Below are 23,767 nucleotides of genomic sequence, written 5' to 3'. Positions count from 1 at the left end.
GAAGCTCGTCAGCGTCAAGGCCAGTGCCGCGATGCCGGTAGTCGACTTGAGCAACTTTTGAACCTTCATTTTCGTCTCCTGTAGTTCCGCCTAAGGCGGGTTTTTTAATAGATAACCAACAAATGAGCAACGTGAACTGCAACTAGATCTGTTCCCATGCCCGCGCTTTCGATGAACGAAGCACCGCGTCGATGATCTGTGCCGAGCGATACCCGTCTTCGAACGTCGGCAAGCCTTCACGCGCTTCACCACGAATCACCGCATAGGTATCGGCGACAAATGCTTCGAAGCATTGCGCATAGCCCTGGGCATGGCCGGCCGGCAGCGTGGCGAGGCGTCGTTGTTCAGCGCTGCCGCGTGAGGGATCGCGCACCAGTAGCCGGGTCGAATCCCGTTCACCCAGCCACAGCCGTTCCGGCTCCTCCTGATCGAACACAACGCTCGCGCGGGCGCCATCGAGTTCGAACCACAACCGGTTCTTGCGGCCGGCCGAGACCTGGCTCACGGTGAGCGTTGTCAGCACGCCGTTCCTGGTCCGCAACAATGCGCCGGCAACGTCCTCGGTCGTCACCGCCTGCCTTTCCAAAGATGCGCCCGGAGCAGGAGTCGAAAACGTCTCGACCGTGCCGGTCGGACGGTCGGGCGTGGTTGTCTGGAGTGTTGCGACCACAGCCTCGAATCGCTCTCCGCTGATCCATTCGATCAGGTCGCACCAGTGCGATCCGATGTCTGCGAACGCGCGCGACGGGCCGCCGAGTGCGGCGTCCACTCGCCAGTTCGTGTCGTCGCGCCCGAGCAGCCAGTCCTGCAGATAGCTGCCGTGAATCAGTTGAAGCGCCCCTACGGTGCCGTCCTGCACGAGCGAACGCGCCTCCCGCACCATCGGGTGATAGCGGTAAACGAACGGGACCGCCGCAACGCGCCCCGCTGATTGCGCGGCCAACGCGAGCGCTTTAGCATCGGCCAGACTAGTTGCAAGGGGCTTTTCGCACACCACATGCTTGCCGGCGGCCAGCGCTGCCAGAGCGATCGGGTAATGCGTGGAATTAGGCGTGCAGATATGGATGACGTCGACGGCGGGGTCGGCGATTGCCTCGTCGGCGTTCGAATAGGCGCGCTCCATGCCTAGGTAAGCGAGACGAGCCGCGGCCGCTTTAGCGCTCTGCGGGTTCGACGCTGCTATGCCCTTCAACGTCGCGCCGGCAAGCCGGCTTGCCCTGGAATGAACCGCGCCCATCATCCCTGCGCCGACGATCGCCACACCGAGTGTCTCAGCCATTTTTTAAACTCCATTTGGTTGACTGGACATTACCGAGACCCGGCTTGGCCCGATATTTTGTATTATTTAATTCGATTCCCGACATAAATACTTTGCCTATCGTCCTTACAATCACGCTTGTGGCTTGCGGACGGATTAAGTAAGCTCGAAAGACCCAGGCCTCGTCATGAATACGCCAATCCATCTGCCTACCCCTTCTCGCCTCGCCACTTTCGACCGGGCTTTCCGGCTTGAAGAGTTTGAAGTTCAGAGCAAGCTCGCAAGGCTGATCGCTTCGTCTCAGGGGATCAGCCGCGCCGACCTGGCACGTAACACGGGATTCGCTCGCTCCACCGTGTCGCAATTGATCCAGCCGTTGATTGATTGCGACCTCGTGAAAGAGCAAACGCAAAGTGCTTCCGCCCGAGGACGGCCCGGTACGATGCTCGTGCTCAATTCCCGCGCCGGGCTGATTCTGGTGGCCGACATGGGAGCGACGCATGGACGGCTCGTCATCTCTGACCTGGCTCAAAGGCGGCTGGCGGAGAGAGTCTTCAGCATCGATGTTGCACTTGGACCCGAGATCGTCCTCGATTCGATCGTCGACCAGTTCCAGCAATTGTTGCGGGAGCATCGGCTTCTCGATCAATCAGTTCGCAGCGTGGTAGTCGGTCTGCCGAGCCCCGTGGACTTCAGTCGTGGCGTTTGCGTGAGGCCACCCATCATGCCGGGATGGGACGGATTCCAGGTGTCCGAGTACCTGCAATCTCGCCTCAAGAGCCCTGTGCTCGTGGACAACGATGTCAACCTCATGGCGTTGGGCGAGGCCCGTACCCGGCCTGCTCATCAATCGCCCCTGCTGTTCGCCAAGGTGTCGACCGGGATAGGCTGCGGGATCATCACGTCCGACGGCATGTTGCACAGAGGCGCCGACGGCGCGGCGGGCGACATCGGACATATCAGGGTGCCCGGGCGCGACGATGTCATTTGCCGTTGCGGAAATATTGGCTGTGTTGAAGCGGTGGCTTCGACTAACGCTGTGCTTGCAAACCTGCAGGCGTTGCCCGAGGCGGGAGCCAAAAATGTGGATGATCTGGTGCGGCTGGTTCGCTCGGGTGACCATCAGGCCGTCAGGCTCATTCGCGCCGCGGCTGCTGAAATAGGCGAAGTCATCGCGATGCAGGTCCACATGTACAACCCGGCCGCGATTGTCCTCGGCGGCCGGATGGCGAGAATCAGCGACGACTTGCTTGCGGGTGTTCGCGCAGTTGTCTATAGGCGGGCATTGCCGCTTGCGACCAGAAGCTTGCTCATTGAAAACACCGCGCTCAATCAGTATGCCGGTGCAATCGGAGGGGCAGTTCTTGGGATTGAACGCGCGCTGTCATCGAAGGGAATTGCTTCAATCCTGCATTCAGTTCCAGGCTCCATTTAGTCGCAATCTCGTTGCGTCTACTCGCTTGACGATGATGTTCCCTCCCGTCCTCCACTCTTAGACCACGCCTGCCCCTTCTCCGGGTTAACAATTATTTGCCAGCTATTTTGGCGCGGTATATTGCATCAACGAATACGTGTATCCACTCTTACGAATATTACGCTTTACCTTTTTCAAGCAGACTGACGCCACCCCTTTTCGTCATCGCTCCATTTGGAATACATGGAAACTCACGTTCAGCCCTATCACTCCGCGGTGCCTACTACGGCGGAGGAAGAAGCCTACGCATTCATCCTCTTTCGCATCCGCATGGGCGCGTACAAGGCAGGCGACCGGCTTATTCCTGAAGACATTGCAGCAGAAATCAACACCAGCCGCATGCCCGTACGAGAAGCGTTCCGACGACTGGCCAGTGAAGGACTGCTGACTATCCGGCCCAACCGGGGCGCAATCGTGCGCGGCCTCGATGCCGTTGAGATGGAGGAAGTTTTCAGCATGCGAGCGGTCCTCGAAGGACTAGCCGGGCGTTTGGCCCTGCCACGCATTGGCTCCTCACATGTCGCCGAGCTCACCCGGCTTGTCGATGTCATGGAGCGTAACGAAAACGACGTGCCCGAATGGGTCACGGCGCATCGCAATTTCCATGAATACCTTTGTCAACTGTGCGGCCGAAGGAGACTCATCGCACAAATTGCCGCCCTGCATGCCGTGGTCGAGCCTCACATGCGGCTGTGGCTCGAGCTTGCTGAGAAGCCAATGACCTCCCGTGACGACCACATGACCATTGTCGCTGCCATCAGGCAGGGGAACGCGTCGGACCTCGAAGCAACGATTCGCGAACATATTGAAGCAACGGTGCCAGCGCTACGCAACTGGATGACAGCCGAAAAATAGCAGAAAACCATCATAGATAACGATTTTTTAGTCAGACAATAAGTTGTCCTATAGGCATCATTCGTCAATGGGACTGACTAGCCGTGTTTTCTGGAATGAGTTTCTCAACAACTTTTACCACTACTACGCTATGACACTTCGAATCAGACGTTTTGCCGTCCTCCTGGCGCTCTCGCTAGGCGCAACAATGGCTCACGCAAAAGAATGGAAGGATATCCGCATTGGTTTTGAGGGAGCTTATCCGCCGTTTTCCTCTATACAGCCGGACGGCACGCCTGTGGGGTTCGACATCGACATGATCCACGCCTTGTGCACGCAGATGCATGCGAACTGCACGCTTGTCCAGGTAAGTTGGGATGGCCTCATCCCCGCCCTTCAGGCCGAAAAGATTGATGCGATCGTGGCCTCTGTTGCCATCACCGCCGAGCGAAAGCAGAAAGTCGCTTTCACGAACAAATACTACAACTCGCCCAGGCGGCTTGTTGTTTCGAAGTCGAGCCCGATCAAGGATGCCACTCCGGCTGAATTGAAGGGCAAGCGCGTTGGCGTTCAACGCGGAACGCTGGGTGACAAGTATGCGAGTGCGTATTGGGTACCCGACGGCGTGCAGATCGTTCGTTATGCCACGCAGGACGAGGTCTATCTGGATCTGCGCTCGGGACGAATAGACGCCGCGCTGCAGGATTCGACCCAAGCCTTCACCAGCTTCCTGAACAAACCGGAAGGCGGGAATTTCAAATTCATCGGGGAACCTATCCTCGGCACAACGCCAGAGCAGAAGACGCTTCTCGGCGAGGGCTACGGCATTCCGGTGCGCAAGTCGGACGACGACCTGAAGCAGCAGCTCGACCAGGCTATTGACGCGATCCGTGCCAACGGCGTTTATCAGTCGATCGAGAAGAAGTATTTCAACTTCGACGTGTACTGATGGAGGCCAAGCCACCCCTGTCACGGTTAAGCGGCGGTGCGCTTCGGCTCGCCGTCGCAGGACCGTATTCTGTCTGCCTTAGGGTACCTCATTGAAGGTGCGTGATGTCGGAACTGCATGAATACTTCCCTGCGCTTCTGCGAGGCGCTCGGGTAACGCTTCTCCTCGCCGTGCTCTCGGTGCTTTTATCCGTTTGCCTTGGACTGGCCGGCGCGCTCGCCAAGCAGTCAGGGTCACGCATGCTGGTATCGACGGCGACCGCTTACACCACGCTGATACGCGGCGTACCCGAATTCGTGATGATGTTGCTCGTTTTCTACGGCGGACAGATCCTGATCAATCATATCGCGGCGGCCCTCGGTTTTCATGCCCCCGACGTGAATGCATTCGTCACTGCCGTTCTCACGATTGGTTTCATTTTCGGCGCGTATTACACCGAGACGTTCCGCGGTGCGATGCTGGGGGTGCCTCGCGGTCAGATGGAAGCGGCGCAAGCGTACGGCTTCTCGCCATGGCTCGCATTTCGTCGAATCCTGTTCCCTCAAATGATGCGGCTCGCGTTGCCAGCGGCCGTCAACAACTGGCTTGTCCTGCTCAAGACGACGGCTATTGCCTCGCTCATTGGCCTGCATGACGTGATGTTTGTCGCCGATCAGGCCGGGCGGACTACCCAGGCCCCCATGACGTTCTATCTGGCCGCGTGTGCGCTGTACCTGGCGCTTACAACAGGGTCAACGGCATGCCTCTCTCGCGCCCGAACTCGCTATTCGAAAGGCGTTAGAGAAGGGAGACTGCAGTAATGAGCTATCAGGAACTCATACAGGCGTTTCCAGCGTATGCAAGTGGACTGTGGATAACCATTCAGCTCACCCTGATCTCGCTGGCGCTTGGCCTGCTCCTTGCCATTCCCCTTGCAATTTTGCGTGTCTCGCCCAGGCGCGCGGTGTGCGGGCCGGTAGCCGCTTACACGTGGTTCATACGCGGGACGCCGCTGCTGGCGCAGTTGATGATTGTGTATTACGGGTTTGGTCAGTTTGAGTGGCTACAGGCTGCGTGGCAGAGAGGAAATCCGGTCTTGCTGCTATTTCGCGACCCTTTCTATTGCGCGCTCTTCGCGCTCACAGCAAACACCTGTGCTTATACAACCGAAATCCTGGCAGGCGCATTGCGGTCCACACCGTTCGGCGAGATTGAAGCGGCACAGGCCTATGGCATGAGCCGGCTAACTGCGTGGCGCCGCATCCTGTTGCCGTCGGCGTTGCGACGATTCATTCCGGCCTACAGCAACGAAGTCATTCTGATGCTGCACGGCACGTCGATTGTCAGTGCCGTGACCATTGTCGACCTGACCGGTGCCGCGCGAGATTTTTACGCGAACTACTACGCGCCGTTCGAAGCGTTCATCGCGGCCGGAACCGTCTATTTCGGGCTGACAACCATTCTCGCTTTCCTGATTCGAATGACCGAGCGCAAATACCTTGCTCACCTGCGTCCGCATCGAGTGGCCGTCCCGGCAGCTTCCTGAAGAGAACAACCATGAATGGATTGAGCGTGGAGAATCTCCACAAGCAGTACGGCAACAACCAGGTTCTCAAAGGCGTCTCGTTGAAGGCCAGGCCCGGTGACGTCATCAGCATGATCGGGTCGTCGGGGTCCGGGAAGAGCACGCTATTGCGATGCATCAACTTTCTCGAGGCGCCATCGTCGGGCCGCATCTGCCTGAACGGCGATGAAGTGAAGACATCCACCGACCGCGACGGACAGATTCGCGTTTCAAACCAGGCTCAACTGCAGAAGATGCGGACAAAGCTGGCAATGGTATTTCAGCACTTCAACCTCTGGGCGCATATGACGGTCATGGAGAACATTGTCGAAGCGCCCCGTCACGTACTGAAATTGTCCAGGCAGGAGGCAACGGAACGCGCTGAGCGTTACCTTGACCAAGTTGGCTTGACCAAATTCGCCAACGCTTATCCTGCGCATTTATCAGGAGGCCAGCAGCAACGCGTTGCCATCGCCCGCGCGCTTGCGATGGAACCGGAAGCGCTGCTCTTTGACGAACCCACCTCGGCGCTCGACCCGGAGCTGGTGGGCGACGTTCTCAAGGTCATGCGCGACCTGGCAGAGGAGGGACGAACGATGATTGTCGTGACTCATGAGATGGGGTTCGCACGCGAAGTATCGAATCACGTCGTCTTTCTCCATCAAGGTGTGGTGGAGGAGGAAGGTCATCCAAAGGACGTTTTCAAAGCGCCCAAAAGCGAGCGTTTGCAGCGATTCCTTTGCGGCGCAATGAAGTAAGACCGATGTGCCGCAAGCAATAGCGCCAAGGCACATGCTGAAGCGCAAAAACAACGAGACGAGGCAACAGATGCAAGACACTCAAACACTGCAGCAAAGCGATATCAAGCATTATCTTCACCCGTACACCAATCTCAGCGCACACCGCGAAGTAGGGCCCATGGTTATAGACCGGGGCGAAGGTGTCTACGTTTATGACACAGAGGGAAATCGCTATATAGAAGGGTTGGGAGGCCTCTTCTGCGCGTCGCTCGGGTTCAGTGAGTCACGCCTGGCCGACGCCGCCGACAGACAAATGCGCAAGCTGCCGTTTTATCACGCCTTTGGTCATAAGTCCTCCGAACCGTCTATCAGACTAGCGGAGAAACTCATCGACATGGCGCCGGTGCCCATGTCCAAGGTCTTTTTTGCCAACTCGGGCTCCGAAGCCAATGACACCGCGATCAAACTGATCTGGTATTACAACAACGCGCTGGGACGCCCGCAGAAGAAGAAAATCATATCGCGCACGCGTGCGTACCACGGCGTCACCATTGCATCGGCCAGCTTGACCGGGCTACCGAATAATCACCGTGATTTCGACCTGCCGATTGACCGCATCCTGCACACGGTGTGCCCTCATTTTTATCGTTTCGGTCTGCCCGGCGAGACGGAAGAGGCGTTCGCCACTAGATGCGCCGAATCGCTGGAGCAACTCATCCTGGCGGAAGGCGCGGACACCATTGCGGCGTTCTTCGCGGAGCCCGTCATGGCGTCGGGTGGTGTCATCGTGCCGCCCGCAACCTATATGGAGAAAATCCAGGCGGTTCTCAAACGTCACGACATCCTGCTGGTCGCCGATGAGGTCATCTGCGGATTCGGACGCACCGGAAATATGTTTGGTTCGCAGACGTTCGGCATGCGTCCGGACATGATTACGCTGGCCAAGCAATTGTCGGCAGGTTATCTCCCCATCTCCGCGCTGATGGTCAGCAACGAGATATACGAAGCCATGGTCCGTGAAAGCGAAAAAATTGGCACGTTTGGACATGGGTTCACTTACAGCGGACACCCGGTGTGTGCAGCCGTGGCGCTGGAGACGCTAAAAATCTATGAGGACGACCGGATTCTCGACCACGTCCGCGAAGTGATTCCGCACTTCGAGCGGCGCGTAGCCGAGTTGGGTCAGCATCCGCTTGTTGGCGAAGCGCGCGGGTCGGGATTGATCGCCGCGCTCGAAGTCGTTGCGAACAAAGAGACAAAAGAATCGTTCGCGCCGAGCGAAGGCGTCGCCTCCTACGCGGGCAACTGCGCTCTCAAGCATGGCGTAATCACGCGTGCGTTGGGCGACACCGTCAACTTCTGTCCACCGCTCATCATTACCCGCGCGGAGATAGACGAACTTTTCGATGGCACGCAGCGAGCGCTTGACGACACGCTGGAATGGCGCAAATCAAAGCGCGCCTGAATCTGAAAGGAGAACATGCATGCGTAACTTTGAATTGCCCGGGCGCTCCCTTGTGATGGCCAGGAATGGGATGGCCGCAACCTCTCATCCTGCCTCCACGCTGGCGGCCATCAACGTGTTGGATGATGGCGGAAACGCAATGGACGCCGCGATTGCGGCATGTGCTGTCCAATGCGTGGTCGAGCCGGGTTCGACGGGGGTCGGCGGAGACTGCTTCGCCCTGTACTCACGCAGGGGAACTGACGACATCGTCGCCTTCAATGGTTCGGGATGGTTGCCCGCAGCGGCTTCTGTGGAAGCGTTCGACGCCATGGGAATCTCGGCAATCGAGCGGCACTCCGCCCATGCCGTTACGGTTCCTGGAGCGATTGATGCATGGACGACTCTGGCGCGTGACCACGGGACAATGCCGCTAGGGAGGTTGTTCAGTCCAGCGATATCGCTCGCGGATAACGGCTATGTCGTCGCTCCGCGAGCAGCATCGGATTGGGCGAATCAGCTTGAACTGCTCGGTATGGATATCAATTGCCGAGCTCACATGCTCGTTGATAGCGCGGCACCGGAAGCCGGCACCGTCCATCGTCAGCCGCTGTTGGCCAAGACGCTTCGAACGATATCTGAAGGTGGCTCGCGCGCCTTTTACGAAGGGGCCATTACCGAAGATATCGTTAGCTATTTGCGAAGTAAAGGCGGCCTGCACACGATCGAGGATTTCGCGGAATTTCACGGCGAATACGTCAAACCCATCAAGTCAGGTTTCCGCGGCTACGAAGTCCACGAGTGTCCGCCTAATGGTCAGGGTCTGATCGCGCTACTCATCCTGAAGATACTTGAAGGCTTCGACGCAAACGACGATCCACTGGGTCCTGACCGCTTGCATCGGGAAATCGAGGCGACCCGGCTGGCCTATTCCATCCGCGACGCGTTGCTTGGAGATCCCCGCAACGGTCCGGTCGATGTCGACTGGTTCTTGTCGGATCAATTGGCGGACGAGCTGCGTTCCCGGATTGACCTTGCGCGACCGATGGCCGATCTGCCCTCGTTCAAGCCGGCCGACCATAAGGACACGGTATACATCTGCGTGGTCGATAAGGATCGTAACTGCGCAAGCTTCATCAACTCTCTGTTTCACCCGTTCGGTAGCGGCTTGATGGCGCCGAACTCGGGCGTTCTGTTGCATAACCGGGGACAAAGCTTCACCGTGGAACGCGGGCACCCCAATGCCGTCGCTCCGCGCGCGCGGCCCATGCACACCATTATCCCTGGCATGGTGACGAAGAACTGCAAGGTCCAGCTGACCTTCGGCGTCATGGGCGGCCATTATCAAGCGATGGGGCATGCGCACTTTTTATCGAAGGTCCTGCACTTTGGCCTCGACATGCAAACAGCCATCGACATGCCGCGCATCTTCCCTCGTCCCGGAACCAATGTGGTCGAAGCAGAGAGCACCCTCCCGGCTTCGACCCACGCTGAACTGACACGTCGGGGGTTTCGTCTGGTACCACCCAACTGGGCAATCGGCGGTGCCCAATCAATTTCGATCGATTGGGAGCGCGGTGTGCTGGCCGGTGCGTCGGACCATCGGAAAGACGGATGTGCGTTGGGCAACTAGAAGATTTGGCTATCGCGTCCATCATCAGTGGGGTAACGAACGTCATGAATAAACCCGAAGTGCTTCGCGGCGACGGAGCCATACGACGCGAATCTCTGTATGGATCATCAAGAGAAAATACCTATGCCGGCGTGACTTCGTTCATGCGCCGAATTTACACCAAGGACCTGACCGGCGTGGATCTGGCCATCACGGGCATCCCGCTTGATATCGCTACGACGAACCGGCCGGGAGCGCGCCTCGGCCCGCGCGCCATACGTGCGGCCAGCAGTCAACTCGGCGTATTACTGCCATATCCTTGGGGTCTCAATCCCTTCGACGACTATGCGGTTATCGACTATGGCGACTGCTGGCTCGACGTCCACAATCCGTCGACCATCAAGCAGACGATCATCGAGCACGCCCGCGCGATTCTTGATTCAGGCGCGCGCATGCTGACGCTGGGCGGTGACCACTATATAAGCTACCCGCTGCTTGTGGCGCACGCCGAGAAATACGGACAACCACTTTCGTTGATTCACTTCGATGCGCATTGCGACACCTGGCCCGACGATCAGCCCGATAGCCTGAATCACGGTTCGATGTTTTACAAAGCGGTCAAGGAGGGATTGATCGATCCTGCGCATTCGGTGCAAATTGGCATTCGTACCTGGAACGATGACTTCATGGGCATCAATGTCCTTGATGCGCCATTCGTTCACGAGAACGGTAGCAAGGCCACTGTCGAGCGCATCCTGGCCATTGTGGGCAACCGCCCGACCTATCTGACGTTCGACGTCGATGGTCTGGACCCGGCGTATGCGCCCGGTACGGGGACGCCAGTGCCGGGAGGGCTCACGACCGCCCAAGCCCTTGCAATGATTCGGGGACTTACCGAAGTCGACATGGTCGGTGCGGATGTAGTGGAGGTCGCTCCCGCCTATGACCACGCCGACATCACTGCATTAGCCGCCGCCCATATCGCAAGCGATCTCGTTTGCCTGTTCAGACATGGCGCTAGACGTAATACTCTGCGGTAGGAGATTTTTCATCTGCCCTTCCGCTATCACTTGCATGAGTTCCACATCGCCTTACACGGACGCGTCAACAATAATAGCAGGAGTTGGTTTGACTCTTAGCAAGCCTTCCACCATCCGCGTTTCGGCCTTGGCGATGCTATCCAGGGATGCAACTGCCAACTGGCGGCCGAAGATCTCGAATGCTACGCACAACCATGCGTACTCGACATCGCCCATGAGCCATACACCCTCTTCTCTCCTGGTGGCGTCGATATGCACCATCGCCGCGAGGGCTTCTCGTACGTCCGAAATTTCGTCTGGCTGATAGCCGATGAGGCACAGCTCCTCAGCAACAAGCAGTTGTCGGCCCAGAGTCGTAAATAGTTCGCGTGAACCGTGACCCCGTCGAAACGCATCCAACCCCACATAACACTGCAGAAGCATGCCCTGGGTGACGGGTTCATGTGCAGCATGACTGTATGTCAATGCTCGCAGCAGCGGCGACATCGCCGCATGGGTATGTTTGCGCGTTCTCGATTTGTTAAGCATGTCTGATTCGACTCCCCTCAGTAACTCCCGGTATCGCCATCGATGCGGGCGGTGAAACAAGCACCCTTAGACACTCGTTTGCGTAGCTATAGTGGCAACCAAAAATTAAAACGGGCTTAAACGGAAACGTCTGGACAATCAAAATTTGACCGTGGCATACGATGCCTCATTTCTCCGGCGATAACGCCCGCGGATCCAGCAGATTCGCATTGAAATCGCAGCACTTCTGCGCCAGTTGCGCGACCTGATTGCTAAGCGAATAAGCGTGCTCTGCTCGGTGGAGCGCCACGTAATGGACCGGCGGAAGCGCGGGCTTCGTTTTGATAATCTTCAGGATACCGGCCGTGACCATATAGTTAAGACAGGTCTTCGGCAGGTAGCTCACGCCCATTCCTGAGACTGTCAGCCCGATCTGAGCGACCAGATTGTTTGCCACCAGGATTTTCGCCGTGCTCACCCCGTTCTCGGACAAGAACTGCGAGTAGGTCAGCCCGGTCCCTGAGAGATTGCCCTGCAGAAGCAAGGGAAGCTGGGCAATGTCCGCAATGGGTATCGTCGCTTTGCCGGAGTGAAGCGAGGGAGAACACATCCAGGCATTTTCCACGATGCCAACCGGGAGGCTGGTAAAACGCTCGCTTGCTGCAGCCTGGGGAACAATGATCAGATCTACGGTGTCGGTAGCGAGCCGGTCCCTCAGCGTGGCGCTCAGCTCGACCTCAGCTTCAACAATGACCTTTGGATAGGTTTCTTTAATAACAGATATCAGGCGCGGTAACCACGTAAGCGCCGTCAATTCGGTGACTCCTATTCGGACCCGCCGAACGAGCACCTCTTTGGCGCTTACCCGCTCAACAATTTCGTCCCGCCGTTCCAGCAGCTCCTTCGCATACTCGAACAGCTCATTGCCCTTTTCGGTAAGCCGGGCGCTGCGCGACGTCCGGTCAAATACAAGGAAGTCGAATGTCGACTCCAGTTCATGGATCCGTTTCGATATCGCCGACTGGCTCGCGTTCAATTTCCCGGCAGCGGCCTCGAACGACCCCAACTGGACAATCCAGTACAACGCTTCCATCTGTTTGAAAGTAAGCATGTCGGTCCGGGTACAGGTGCGCAAGAGATGTTATTAGCGACAATAACATCTCTTTTCAGACTCATTTCACCCTTCGTAATTTGCCAGCTGGAACGGATCTGTAAACCAACCACGAAGTTACGCGCTGACGCGGTTGACGGCCGCCTTCTCAGCGATATCGGCAGTCACCTGGAGAAATGTATCTATGTCTTCGGGTGAATTGCAGTGCAGGGGTGAGATGCGGACCGCCCCCGTCAACCCGAACGATTCGAGCATCCGCTTCGAGTAGATGCTGGTTGAAACCCGCTCGTAGACAATGACTCCGCGGTGCTCGTATTCCCTGACCGCCTCGACCTCGGCAAGGTCTTCGAATGCAATAGCGAGTATCAGGTCGCGGCGTGTCAGGTCACCGTGGTCCAGTAATACCTTGACGCCCGGCAGGCCGCGAAGCCCGCGTACTTCTCTGCTTCCGTTGAGCATTCTTGAAAGCAGGGCCCGCTCGTGCAATCCGATAGCCTTCATGCCCGCCGCATATTGCGTCCTGCGATCAGTCGAATCCACGCACTGAGCGCCGAGCCAACATACATAGTCCACTATCTCGGTTATGACGGCGAACTGCGCCGGCGCCGAACTGCCCAGGTCCCAGTAATCTTCTGGTTTTGCGGCAAGCTTCTGATGGGGCAACCTCGCCGCGCGGGCAGAGAGCCACGAGATACCGGACCCTCTGCATCCAAAAAATTTGTAGGGCGCAAAATTGATACCGTCAACGGGTGTCTTTTTTACATCGATCAAACCGTGCGGCGCGTGCTGCACGGCATCAACCACAATGTACAAATCCGGTTTGATCGCTCTTGCTTCCCGCACAATCCGCTCGAGGTCGATTTTTGCGCCCGTGATGTTCGAGGCATAAATAAGACTAAGCAGGCAAGTCTCGGAATCGATCAGCCCAAGCACCTCCTCGACATCTATTCCGCCTGTGACACGATTGCTCTTCGCTACACGCAACTCTTTACCCAGCCCTTGCGCGTACAGCGCCATGGCGTCGTACGAGGACGGATGCTCCAAAACCGTCGTCACCATGTTGGTCCCCGGAACGGCTCCCGCAATCGCCTGGACCATCTGGAACATGGCACCCGAGGCGGTCAACGAGGCATAGATGGTTCCATCTGTCGCGTTCAGGATCAGGCGGGCATCTTCGGCCCCCTTCTTTTGTATTGCCTGCAACGCGCGGGCGACTTCATGGATGCGCTCCGGGTTATCCGGAATCAAGTCGACTTCGGCGTATCGCTCAACTGCCCTCTTCAGGCGATAGGAGCCGCCGGCGTTGTCAAAGTAGAGCCGTTTGCGTCCCGTGAAGTCCGAATCAACATAGTGAAACCTCTCCCTGACAACGCGCATCAGCGCGTCGCTGAAAAGTTGCCCGTCGGCGCTTTCCATCGTCTATCCCTTTATCGTCGTCATTCGCAAGACACTCTCGCGACATTTCGGGTCCACGATAAGTCCGGCAAAACTAGACGAAAAGCGATTTTTTTTGATGTTTTACCATCGCTTTATTTCCGGCGACTTGATGAATAAAAGCGATGCAACACTATCTAAAAATATCACTTTTTAACGGATTTTCTGCGTGGAAGAATGATTTCCAACAGGGTCGCGCGGCACTAGGCAATAACCCTGAAGCCATGCGCTGACTTAACTCTCGTCCTTTTGGAGAACTCTAGTGAACCGATACAAAACATGCATCGCGGTAGCCGCGGTCGTCGCCCTGGTGACCGGCGCGAAGGTTGCGAACGCCGACCAGCTTGCCGACGTAAAGGCACATGGCACGCTTGTATGCGGGGTTCTCAGCAACGGCGCACCCTTTGGATTTCAAGACCCCGAGACCCGTGAAATAGTCGGCTATGACGTCGACTTCTGCAAGGGCGTGGCGAAGGAGTTGGGCGTTAAGCCCGAACTGAAGGTCCTGTCACTGGACGCACGCATTCCCGAACTGACGCAAGGACGCGTCGATATTCTCGCCGCTGTTCTGGGATACAACGCGCAGCGTGCGCAACAGATTACTTTCTCGGACACCTACTTCGTCAGCAACCAGGTGATTGCCGCATCCACGGGAAGCGCTAACAAGACGCTCAACGACCTGGCAGGCAAACGTATCAGCACGATCAAGGGATCGAGCAACATACCCATGGTCCAACGCGCATTGCCTACCGCACAAATTGTCAGCTATGACGACGCGCCATCCGCGTTCATGGCCCTGGCCCAAAAGAAGGTCGATGGATACGTGCTGTCGGAGAGCCTCATGCACCGGTTCATCGACAAGCTCGGCGCTAACGCCAACACGATCACCATCCTGAACCCGCCGGTCGGCCGCGAATATTGGGGGCTCGGAATGAGGAAGGATGAACCCAAGCTAGCCGAAGCAGTCAACAGCGCATTGGTAAAAATGCAGGCGTCCGGTGAGTCGCAGCAGATTTTCGACAAGTGGCTCGGTACTGGTTCGCCCTTCAAGATGAAGCGCGATTTCACCACTGCACCCATTCCCGGCTAATCAAATATGGATAGCCAGCGAGATCTGACAGAAGGAGTGATGCATGTCTGGACGCCTTGATTTCGACCCGATCTTTGCCGGACCCTTTGCACATCTGCTTGTGTCGGGGGCAATCAAGACCTTCGAGCTGACGGCAACGAGCTGGACCCTGGCGGTAGGACTCGGCGTGGTGCTCGCAGTGCTGCGCGCATCCGGCATTCCCGTAGCAACTAAAGCCGTTGCTGCATTCGTTGCTTACCACCAGAACGTTCCTATGCTCGTGCAGATTCTGCTTTGGTATTTTGGGGTCCCGACACTTCTTCCAGACGCCGCGCAGTCATGGATCAATGCACACGATGGAGAGTTGATTTTTGCGTCGATTGCAGTCGGCCTGTGCATGTCGGCGTACTTCTCTGAAGACCTGCGCAGCGGGCTAAGGTCGGTGCACCACGGTCAACAGGAAGCGGCACGATCCCTGGGCCTGAGCTTTTTCGGCACCATGCGTTATGTGACGCTTCCACAAGCCATTAGAAATGCGTTGCCGACATTTATCAACCACACCGTCCTGCTGTTCAAGAACACGAGCCTGGCGATGACCATTGGCGCCGCGGAAATGACGTACGTCGTTCGTGAGATCGAGAACGAAACGTTCAGGACGTTCGAAGCTTACGCCGTTGCGACATTGTTCTATCTCGCCGTTTCCCTGGGTCTGATGGGACTGGGCGCCCTGGTTGAAAAGCGTATTCAGAACCAGGCGAGGTAACCCATGCTCGACATCATTCAAGACAACTGGTTGCTTCTGCTGGTCGGACAGTATCCGAAAGGCCCGCTTGGTGGCCTTGCCCTGACACTCATCCTTTCCGTGATGGGTCTGGTTCTGTCTTTCCCCATCAGCATTGGAATCGCGCTATGCAGGACCTCGCCCATCAGGTTTCTCTACGCAAGCTCTACCGTACTGATCTACATCGTGCGCGGCGTTCCCCTGGTGATGTTTGTTTTCTGGGGATACTTCCTTGTGCCCGTCCTGGTCGGTCACAGCGTGACTGCCTTCACGACGCTTATCTGTACGCTCATCGTCTATGAGTCGGCCTATCTCTCTGAGGTGGTACGCGCAGGCATCCAGGCGCTTCCGAAGGGACAGGTCGAGGCCTCGCGCGCGCTGGGAATGGGATATTGGAAGACGATGCTGTGGGTGATCATGCCGCAAGCGCTCTACAACATGGTGCCCAGCATCATCAGCCAGTTCGTCTCAATCATCAAGGAGACATCCATTGGGTACGTTATCAGCGTGCAGGAACTGACCTTTTCGGCAAACCAGGTGAATAACAATTTGCTGACGCGTCCATTTCCCGTTTTTCTCATTTTGGCCATCACTTACTTTCTCGTGTGCTTCGTGCTCACACAATGCGCTCAACACCTGGAGCGCACCATCACGCGCAAGCGAACCCCCAAGATCACGCAGCTCAGGAGCATTGCAAATGATTCAGTTCTCGATGGTCAATAAGTGGTACGGGGAGTATCAGGCGCTCACGGACGTCACGGCCGAAGTAAAGAAAGGCGAGGTCGTCGTCATTTGCGGCCCATCCGGGTCGGGGAAATCCACGCTCATTCGGACCGTGAATCGCCTCGAGGAGATCAAGTCCGGTGCTATCCATGTGAACGGACAGGATATTCATGCACCCGGTCTGCGAATCAATGACTTTCGCAGCGGCATCGGCTTTGTGTTTCAGTCGTTCAACCTCTTTCCGCACTTATCAGTGACCGAGAACGTGTGCCTGGCGCCAGTCCGCGTATCAGGACGGAGCAAACGTGAAGCCCGAGAGCAGGCCGTGGCTTTGCTCGATCGGGTCGGGCTCGCCCACAAGGCAAACTCGTATCCGCAGCAGTTGTCTGGCGGACAGCAACAACGAGTCGCGATTGCGCGAGCGCTCGCCATGAACCCGCCAGTCATGCTGTTTGACGAGCCGACAAGCGCGTTGGATCCTGAGATGGTCGGCGAAGTCTTAAGCGTCATGAAGTCGCTTGCCAAGGACGGCATGACCATGGTTTGCGTGACCCATGAAATGGGATTCGCGCGCGAGGTGAGCGACCGCGTCTGGTTCATGGACCGAGGCGTTATTCTCGAAGAGAACGCTCCGGAAGCATTCTTTACAGCGCCACAGCATGCACGATCCAAGGCTTTCTTGTCCGACCTGAGGGCGCATTAGTTTTGTCTGCTGGACGCTCACGGGCGCTGTATGCCTTGCGCGTTCACGTTGATACGGTAGAGGGACGTGGAAGCGACGATAAACATCTGGTCGCGGTTCTCGCCCCCGAACGTCAGGTTCGCCACAATTTCCGGCACATGAATGAGTGCAAGCCTGGTGCCATCGGGATGAAAGACCTGGATTCCGATCGCGCTGCTACTGAAGACCCAGCCTCGGCTGTCGAGCCGAAACCCGTCGGACAGTCCCTCGCCTTCAGCAATCGTGGCGAAGATCCGGGGGTTGCTGAGCGTTCGACCGTCTATTACATCGAATACGCGGATGTTGTGAAAACCCTTGTCACCGTACGGAACCTTCGACGTATCCGACACGTAAAGCAGTGACTCGTCCGGCGAGAACGCCAACCCATTCGGGCAGATAAGAAGGTCGGTCATCACATCCAGCGTCTTATTTCGCGGGTCAAATCGAAACACATGGCAACCGCGCATTTCCTGAGCGGCTTGATGCCCTTCGCGATCGGACAAAATGCCGTACGGCGGATCGCTGAACCAGATCGTCCCGTCGCTCTTGACGACCACATCGTTAGGTGAATTGAGCCGCCGTCCATGGTAGTTGTCGACGACGACTTCATCGACAGGCTCACTGAGATTCGGGCCGAACCGGGTACGAATAACTGCGCGCTGACCGTGAGAGCAATGCAGCAGGCTACCGTCCGCTTCACGAGTGTGGCCATTGGTATATTCCACCTGATCGCGCCAGACACTCCCACCCTCCTCAGGCTGCCAGCGCATCATGCGGTTGTTCGGAATATCGCTCCATAGCACGGATCCATCTTCGTGCATCCAGACCGCACCCTCGCTCCAAATGCATCCGGTTGCAAGCTTCTCCAGCGTCGCATCTGCGCTCAAGAGATCGCGGGCACGTTCGTCAAATATTTCGATAGCAGGATTATTCATTTCGATTTCCTAACGAGTTTTCCGTCTTTCTGTCAGCGCCGGCACGATCACGATAATAGCGACCCACCCCAGATGCCGCCCAAAGACGCGCGGCAGGATGGCCGGATATGAAATTCCGCTCTTACCAACTGCTTGCGTCAGCCTCGGCCAACGTAAGGCATATGACTAGCCATGACCGTCATGAACAGGACGTTTGCGTCCAGTGACAAGCTATCCATGTACAGGATTGCCTTGACCACGTTATCCATCGACATGCGCGGCTCTACCTTGATCGAGCCGTCGGCCTGGAGCGTCCCTTTCGCCATCAACTCGCTCATGTCGGTCACCACATTGCCGATATCGATCTGGCCACAGGCAATGTTGTAAGGCCGGCCGTCCAGCGCGGACGCCTTCGTCAAGCCGGTTATTGCGTGTTTCGTCGCGGTGTAGGCGGCAGCTCTCGGGCGCGGTGCATGCGCTGAGATTGAGCCGTTATTGATGATTCGGCCGCCCCGTGGCTGCTGTTTTTTCATCAGCCGGAAGGCGCCTTGCGTGCATAGGAAGGCACCCGTCAGGTTAACGTTGACGGCCTGAACCCACTGTTCATAACTGATGTCTTCCAGTGAGTTTTGTGGCGTGAAGGTGCCGGCGTTATTGAACAACAGATCCAGTCGGCCGAACTTTTCTTCAATCTGAGTGAACAGCCGATTGACTGAGTCGAGGTCGGCAACATCGCAGCGTATTGCATGGGCGTCGGCCGCGTGCGAGCCGGCCATATTTACTGTTTCAGTTAACGCGCTTTCGTTTCGTCCCGCCAGCACGACGGTATAGCCTTCACTTAGCAAACCCAGTGCGACGCCACGCCCGATTCCTGAACCTGCGCCCGTGATCAAGGCAATTTTTCCTTTCATTGTCACCTCTCCTTGTTTAGGGTTACCGGTAACGAATCAACTGACTCTAGCATGAGGAGATAGCCTGTACAAGGCAGGTGAATCACGCCACATTCATTGACGTAAGACGTAAGCGGGTGCCTCGCGAGTCGCTATGTGCTCTCGCGCGGCACCACTTCGTAGTGAATCTTGATGACCGACTGCAGCGGTTTTCGCTTCGCTGCCACAACCGTTTCCGTCCCTCGGGTCTTGTCCGGTTTGCCCTCGCCTTCCGCCTCATGGAGCGCCGCGAGAAGCGATTCGCCGGTAGCGTGTCCAATGCCATACGCATCGACGGAAACGGTCGTGATCGTCGGATAACAGTGCCGGGACACTTCGAAGTCGCCGAACCCCGCCACCGCGATATCGCCCGGCACCGACAAGCCGAGCCGATGGCACGCCATGACCGCGCCGAACGCGTGGATGTCGCTGGCGCACATCACGGCGTCGGTGTCGGGCCAGCGCTCGAGCAACTGCTGCAGCGCGGCTGCCCCATGAGCCATGGCGACGCCGTGCGCCATGGTCGTCGTCCAGGCGCTCTTCGTGATGTCGCGGGGTTCGCAGCCTGCCGCCCGGACTTCCTTCAGATACCCGCGCCGGCGGTCGATACCGCGCCGGTCGAGTTTCGACGCACTGCTCACGAAAGCAATGCGCTCATAACCGCGCTCATAAAGATGGCGGACCATGGCACGTGAAGCTTCTGCATTCGAGAAGCCGACGACACGGTCGATAGGATTTGCCGGCATATCCCATGTCTCGATGACGGGAATGCGCGCGCGCGCCAGCAACGAATGGGTCTCGGCCGTGTGGTGACTGCCGGTCAATACGATGCAACGCGGTTGATATCGAAGCAGCGCGCGGACAAGTTCTTCCTCGCGCGGCAGGTCGTAGTCCGTGTTTGCCAGCAGCATTTGCATGCCGGCGGGTTCGATCACGTCGTTAATGCCGCGAACGGTATCGGAGAAATTCGAACTCGAGAGCGATGGCACGAGCACCGCGACGAACGAGGAACGTCCCGACGACAACGCGCCGGCAGCCGCGTCCGCGACATAGCCAATTTGATTGACCACATCCATTACGCGCTCACGCGTGGCCGCGCTGACGGGCCTGCCCGCGAGCACACGCGACACGGTCATTTTGGAGACTCCGGCGATACGCGCCACGTCGGCCATGCGGGGAGGCGCGGAAGTCAAAAGCTTGTCGTCGGGCATCGTGCTCTTCATTAACCTGGTGCGCCAATGATACTGGATGGCTGATGTCGAGACCGCAATGTTGACCGCGCTCGCGAAAGCCAATCGCTATAGATAGTGCGGGCGACAATGGGGTCTGGACATAGCGTTATCCTGATCGTGCATGTATCGGAAAGCTGTTTGTCAATGTCGCCGCCCCCTGCCGCAGCGTCTGGCCACGGCAATGGTTGACCTGAGGAGCCTTGCTAAAAGGCGCCGTTGTGCTATAAAAAATTAACTACCATGTCTATCGGTCGCCCGGCCGAATAAATGAGTGGCTCCACTGGAGCGAGCGCGACAGTCCATGAGTCTCTTAGAGCTCAGAGGGGTTTCCAAACACTTCGGCGCCATTCACGCCCTGACCGACGTGACGTTCAGTCTTGAGCCGGGCCAGGTGGTCGGGCTCATGGGAGACAACGGGGCTGGGAAATCGACGCTGGTGAAGGTCATCGCCGGTAACTTTCCCCCCTCGCAGGGTGAAATCCTCATCTCCGGTAAACAGGTGCATTTCAGCAAGCCAGTCGACGCCCGCGCTCAGGGGATCGAAGTCGTCTATCAGGAACTCGCGCTCTGCAACAACCTCACGGCGGCCGCAAATGTCTTCCTCGGCCGTGAGCCACGGATCGGCTTCGGGCCCATCCGCATTCTCGATCACGCGACCATGTATAGGCGCGCCGGCGAGCTCTTCAAGGAACTGAAATCCGAGACGCGCCCCCGGGATCTCGTCAGACAGATGTCGGGAGGTCAGCGACAGGCTGTGGCGATCGCTCGCACGCGCCTCTCCGAGGCGCGGCTCGTCATCATGGACGAGCCGACGGCATCGATCAGCGTCCGGCAGGTGGCGGAGGTGCTCAGCCTCATCAGACGCCTGTCCGAACATGGAATCGCAGTCATTCTCGTCAGCCACCGCATGCCTGACGTTTTCGACGTCGCCCACCGCGTGGTCGTCATGCGGCGAGGGCGCAAGGTCGCAGACAAGAGGACCGAAGCGTCCTCTGCGGAAGAAGTAACCGGCCTCATCACCGGAGCCATCGCCGCCGCCTGAATCTGCCTCGCACGGCTATGCATGGGGTCGCACTAAACGCTCAAGCGCCAGGTCCGACCGACAGGAGACCGAAATTGAACAATGCGCCGGAAAGGCCTACCCCAACGCCGATATTGCTTGATGATCCGCAAACCGCGAGGACCCACACTCGCTGGACCGGGCTTCTCGCGAGTCAGGTCTTCTGGGTGGTGCTTGCCACTATCGTCGCCTGCATCCTGCTCTCGTTCGTGACCTCGACCTTTGCGACACAGCAGAACCTTTTCAACGTCACGCGCAACTTCGCCTTCGTCGCCATCGTCGCGCTCGGCATGATGGCGGTGATCGTCACGGGCGGCATTGATATTTCGGTCGGCTCGACTATCGGCTTGAGCGGTATCGTCCTCTCGGTGGTCATGAATGCCGGCTATCCGATCTGGGCCGGCATCGGCATGGGACTTTTGACCGCGGGGCTCGTCGGACTCGTGAACGGCCTGCTCATCGCCTATCTGGACATGCAGCCTTTCGTCGTAACGCTCGGCATGTTGAGCGTCGGCCGTAGCCTCGCGCTGGTGTTCTCCGGCAGCCGGACCATTTTCGATTTCGGTCCCGACGGAGCCAAGCTCCTTGCGCTCGGCGGCGGCAAGACCTTCGGCATCGCCAATCCGGTGTGGTTCCTGATCGTGCTCGCCGTGATTTTCTGGTTTGCGTTTGCCTGCACTCGCTGGGGCCGCTACGTTTTCGCGGTCGGCGGCAATCGCCATGCGGCGAATCTCACCGGCGTTCCGGTGCGTCGCATCATTTGCTCCGTCTATGTGCTCGCCGGCCTCATGGCGGGCGTCGCAGCGATCCTCGAAGTCGGCTGGCTCGGCGCGGTGACAACGGGCCTTGGCACCGGCGACGAATTGCGTGTGATCGCCGCGACCGTGATCGGCGGCACGAATCTCACGGGCGGCATCGGCAGCGCGTTTGGGACCGTCGTCGGCGCCGCGCTGATCGAAGTCATCCGCAACAGCCTGATCCTGCTCGGCGTCGACTCGTTCTGGCAGGGTACGGTCGTGGGCACCTTCATCATCATCGCCGTGCTCTTCAACCGGCTCGGCGGCGAGCGGCAGGGAGATTGAAATGTCTTCGGATGCACCGGCCGCAGCATGCGATACGGCCGGTGCCTGAGGTGCGACCGGACGAGACGCGGAACTGCCGGACGCAGGGGTTCACAAGAAACGCGAGGTTCCGCGGGAAGGTTAAAGCTCGCATATGGCCTTTCCTTGCGATCGTTACGAAAATCGTGCGAGCAGACATTGGCACCGCAAAGCCGGCGCCGATAACTTTGTATGGGACCGGAATAGGCGCAATGGGACCGGAGTAAGCGCTAACGCCGGTCTACACGGAGGCGACAATGAAGAAAATGTTGATGTGTCTTGCTGCGATCGGAGGACTTTCCATGCTGGCGTCCCCCGCCTTCGCAGCCGATAAGACCCTGGCGCTGGTGGTGAAGGGACTCGACAACCCTTACTTCGACTTGATGCATCAGGGATGCGAGCGGGCGAACAAGGAGCTCAAAAGCCAAGGCTACACCTGCATCTACACCGGCCCCGCAACGGCCGCCGACGAGACCGCCGAAGTGCAGATCATCGACGACCTGCTGACCAAGGGCGTGGCGGGCATGGCTATCTCGCCCGCGAACGCCCCCGCCGCTGCCGAAGAGTTGCGACGCCGCAATGTGACGATCCCGGTCATCACTGCGGATGCCGATTTGCTGCCGAAGGACGTCTCGCTCCGCAAGAGCTACGTCGGCACTGACAATTACGAACTGGGCGTCAAACTCGGCGAGCAGTTGAAGTTGCTGATGCCGAAGGGTGGCAATATCTGCCTCGTCATGGGCAATCCCGCCGCAGAGAACATCAATCAGCGCGCCCAGGGTACGCGCGATGCACTCTCCGGCAAGAAGGGCATCCAGAAGCTCGCCGGCGAAAACGGCTGGAAGGAGATCAGCGCCTGCCCGCTCTACGTGAACGACGACGCCGCCAAGGCGAACCAGATGATGCAGGACACGCTGACCGCCAACGCCACGGGCCTCGATGCCTTCGTGCTCGAAGGCGGCTGGCCGCTCTTTGCTCCGCAGGCCTATTCGCAGGTCGTCGCGCCGATCATGGATAAGATCCAGAGCGGCAAGTTCGTCATCGTCTCGGCCGATACGCTCGGACCTGAACTGCAGGCGCTCAAGGACCACAAGGTCAATGTCCTCGTCGGACAGCGGCCGGAGGAAATGGGCTATCGGGCAGCGATGGTCATGCGCGACCTCGCGGAAGGAAAGTCGGTGGAGCCGGTCATCCACACCGGCCTCGACACCTGTACCTGGAAGAACGCCGACACCTGCCTCAAGCATTGAAGGCGGGCAGGAAACATTGCAAAGATGGATGCGGGCCGCTTG

Annotated in this window: 23 protein-coding genes; 16 read left to right on the top strand and 7 right to left on the bottom strand. The window is 57.9% G+C overall.

Features of this window, described 5'->3' with window-relative positions; translation table 11 throughout:
* Nucleotides 1–142: 142 nt before the first annotated feature.
* Nucleotides 143–1,279: a Gfo/Idh/MocA family protein gene (locus tag FH08_RS0120935; protein WP_031360226.1), complete on the bottom strand. Its 1,137-nt coding sequence runs from the start codon at nt 1,277–1,279 to the stop codon at nt 143–145.
* A gap of 166 nt (nt 1,280–1,445) precedes the next feature.
* Here FH08_RS0120935 and FH08_RS0120930 point away from each other — a divergent pair, with 166 nt between their 5' ends.
* From FH08_RS0120930 to speB, 9 genes are all read left to right on the top strand, one after another.
* Nucleotides 1,446–2,693 (top strand): ROK family transcriptional regulator, encoded by a 1,248-nt coding sequence (locus tag FH08_RS0120930; RefSeq protein ID WP_051888395.1) that lies wholly within the window; start codon nt 1,446–1,448, stop codon nt 2,691–2,693.
* 222 nt (nt 2,694–2,915) lie between these two features.
* Complete coding sequence (locus FH08_RS0120925; RefSeq protein WP_031360224.1) at nt 2,916–3,587, top strand: GntR family transcriptional regulator; 672 nt, start codon at nt 2,916–2,918, stop codon at nt 3,585–3,587.
* A gap of 130 nt (nt 3,588–3,717) precedes the next feature.
* Nucleotides 3,718–4,515 (top strand): ABC transporter substrate-binding protein, encoded by a 798-nt coding sequence (locus FH08_RS0120920; protein ID WP_035566778.1) that lies wholly within the window; start codon nt 3,718–3,720, stop codon nt 4,513–4,515.
* A 104-nt stretch (nt 4,516–4,619) separates the two neighbouring features.
* The gene (locus FH08_RS0120915) at nt 4,620–5,315 is read left to right on the top strand and encodes an ABC transporter permease (RefSeq protein WP_031360222.1); all 696 of its coding nucleotides are present in this window, start codon (nt 4,620–4,622) and stop codon (nt 5,313–5,315) included.
* Nucleotides 5,315–6,040: an ABC transporter permease gene (locus tag FH08_RS0120910; protein WP_031360221.1), complete on the top strand. Its 726-nt coding sequence runs from the start codon at nt 5,315–5,317 to the stop codon at nt 6,038–6,040. The genes FH08_RS0120915 and FH08_RS0120910 overlap by 1 nt, the downstream gene beginning before the upstream one ends.
* An 11-nt stretch (nt 6,041–6,051) precedes the next feature.
* The gene (locus tag FH08_RS0120905) at nt 6,052–6,816 is read left to right on the top strand and encodes an ABC transporter ATP-binding protein (RefSeq protein ID WP_031360220.1); all 765 of its coding nucleotides are present in this window, start codon (nt 6,052–6,054) and stop codon (nt 6,814–6,816) included.
* A gap of 70 nt (nt 6,817–6,886) precedes the next feature.
* Entirely contained in the window at nt 6,887–8,263 is a 1,377-nt protein-coding gene (locus FH08_RS0120900) for an aspartate aminotransferase family protein (protein ID WP_031360219.1), read from the top strand.
* Between the two features lie 19 nt (nt 8,264–8,282).
* Nucleotides 8,283–9,875, top strand: a complete 1,593-nt coding sequence (locus tag FH08_RS0120895) for a gamma-glutamyltransferase family protein (RefSeq protein ID WP_031360218.1) — start codon at nt 8,283–8,285, stop codon at nt 9,873–9,875.
* 44 nt (nt 9,876–9,919) lie between these two features.
* Entirely contained in the window at nt 9,920–10,894 is a 975-nt protein-coding gene (gene speB / locus FH08_RS0120890; protein ID WP_031360217.1) for an agmatinase, read from the top strand.
* Between the two features lie 51 nt (nt 10,895–10,945).
* On the opposite strand, the gene FH08_RS0120885 is transcribed toward speB, so the two are convergent.
* From FH08_RS0120885 to FH08_RS0120875, 3 genes are all read right to left on the bottom strand, one after another.
* Nucleotides 10,946–11,422 carry a hypothetical protein gene (locus tag FH08_RS0120885; RefSeq protein WP_031360216.1) on the bottom strand — a complete coding sequence of 159 codons (477 nt, stop codon included), beginning with the start codon at nt 11,420–11,422 and terminating at the stop codon, nt 10,946–10,948.
* Nucleotides 11,423–11,588: 166 nt separating this feature from the next.
* Complete coding sequence (locus FH08_RS0120880) at nt 11,589–12,512, bottom strand: LysR family transcriptional regulator (protein WP_031360215.1); 924 nt, start codon at nt 12,510–12,512, stop codon at nt 11,589–11,591.
* Nucleotides 12,513–12,629: 117 nt separating this feature from the next.
* On the bottom strand, nt 12,630–13,928 hold the full coding sequence (locus FH08_RS0120875; RefSeq protein ID WP_031360214.1) for an aminotransferase class V-fold PLP-dependent enzyme: 1,299 nt from the start codon (nt 13,926–13,928) through the stop codon (nt 12,630–12,632).
* Between the two features lie 280 nt (nt 13,929–14,208).
* Between FH08_RS0120875 and FH08_RS0120870 the strand changes: the two genes are divergently transcribed.
* Genes FH08_RS0120870 through FH08_RS0120855 form a run of 4 tightly spaced genes read left to right on the top strand, consistent with a single transcriptional unit; the run spans nt 14,209 to nt 17,222 of the window.
* The gene (locus tag FH08_RS0120870; protein ID WP_031360213.1) at nt 14,209–15,036 is read left to right on the top strand and encodes an ABC transporter substrate-binding protein; all 828 of its coding nucleotides are present in this window, start codon (nt 14,209–14,211) and stop codon (nt 15,034–15,036) included.
* Between the two features lie 43 nt (nt 15,037–15,079).
* Nucleotides 15,080–15,778, top strand: a complete 699-nt coding sequence (locus tag FH08_RS0120865; protein ID WP_031360212.1) for an amino acid ABC transporter permease — start codon at nt 15,080–15,082, stop codon at nt 15,776–15,778.
* A gap of 3 nt (nt 15,779–15,781) precedes the next feature.
* Nucleotides 15,782–16,519 carry an amino acid ABC transporter permease gene (locus FH08_RS0120860; RefSeq protein WP_031360211.1) on the top strand — a complete coding sequence of 246 codons (738 nt, stop codon included), beginning with the start codon at nt 15,782–15,784 and terminating at the stop codon, nt 16,517–16,519.
* Nucleotides 16,494–17,222: an amino acid ABC transporter ATP-binding protein gene (locus FH08_RS0120855; protein WP_031360210.1), complete on the top strand. Its 729-nt coding sequence runs from the start codon at nt 16,494–16,496 to the stop codon at nt 17,220–17,222. Before FH08_RS0120860 ends, FH08_RS0120855 begins: the two co-directional genes overlap by 26 nt.
* A gap of 17 nt (nt 17,223–17,239) precedes the next feature.
* Here FH08_RS0120855 and FH08_RS0120850 read toward each other — a convergent pair whose 3' ends face one another.
* The 3 genes from FH08_RS0120850 to FH08_RS0120840 form a co-directional block, all read right to left on the bottom strand.
* Nucleotides 17,240–18,175, bottom strand: coding sequence for an SMP-30/gluconolactonase/LRE family protein (locus FH08_RS0120850; protein WP_031360209.1), 936 nt, complete (start codon nt 18,173–18,175; stop codon nt 17,240–17,242).
* A gap of 137 nt (nt 18,176–18,312) precedes the next feature.
* Entirely contained in the window at nt 18,313–19,065 is a 753-nt protein-coding gene (locus FH08_RS0120845; protein WP_031360208.1) for an SDR family oxidoreductase, read from the bottom strand.
* 131 nt (nt 19,066–19,196) lie between these two features.
* Nucleotides 19,197–20,255 carry a LacI family DNA-binding transcriptional regulator gene (locus tag FH08_RS0120840; RefSeq protein WP_031360207.1) on the bottom strand — a complete coding sequence of 353 codons (1,059 nt, stop codon included), beginning with the start codon at nt 20,253–20,255 and terminating at the stop codon, nt 19,197–19,199.
* Nucleotides 20,256–20,616: 361 nt separating this feature from the next.
* Between FH08_RS0120840 and FH08_RS0120835 the strand changes: the two genes are divergently transcribed.
* The 3 genes from FH08_RS0120835 (at nt 20,617) to FH08_RS0120820 (ending at nt 23,725) form a co-directional block, all read left to right on the top strand.
* Nucleotides 20,617–21,357 carry an ATP-binding cassette domain-containing protein gene (locus FH08_RS0120835; protein ID WP_031360206.1) on the top strand — a complete coding sequence of 247 codons (741 nt, stop codon included), beginning with the start codon at nt 20,617–20,619 and terminating at the stop codon, nt 21,355–21,357.
* 74 nt (nt 21,358–21,431) lie between these two features.
* The gene (locus tag FH08_RS0120830; RefSeq protein ID WP_235210428.1) at nt 21,432–22,457 is read left to right on the top strand and encodes an ABC transporter permease; all 1,026 of its coding nucleotides are present in this window, start codon (nt 21,432–21,434) and stop codon (nt 22,455–22,457) included.
* Nucleotides 22,458–22,732: 275 nt separating this feature from the next.
* Nucleotides 22,733–23,725 carry a sugar-binding protein gene (locus tag FH08_RS0120820; RefSeq protein ID WP_031360203.1) on the top strand — a complete coding sequence of 331 codons (993 nt, stop codon included), beginning with the start codon at nt 22,733–22,735 and terminating at the stop codon, nt 23,723–23,725.
* The last annotated feature ends 42 nt before the right edge of the window (nt 23,726–23,767 follow it).

It is taken from the genome of Caballeronia sordidicola, assembly GCF_000729995.1.
Classification (GTDB): Bacteria; Pseudomonadota; Gammaproteobacteria; order Burkholderiales; family Burkholderiaceae; genus Caballeronia; species Caballeronia sordidicola_A.
The sequence above is the reverse complement of the archived record's forward strand: the minus strand, read 5'-3'. Positions and strand labels throughout refer to the sequence as shown.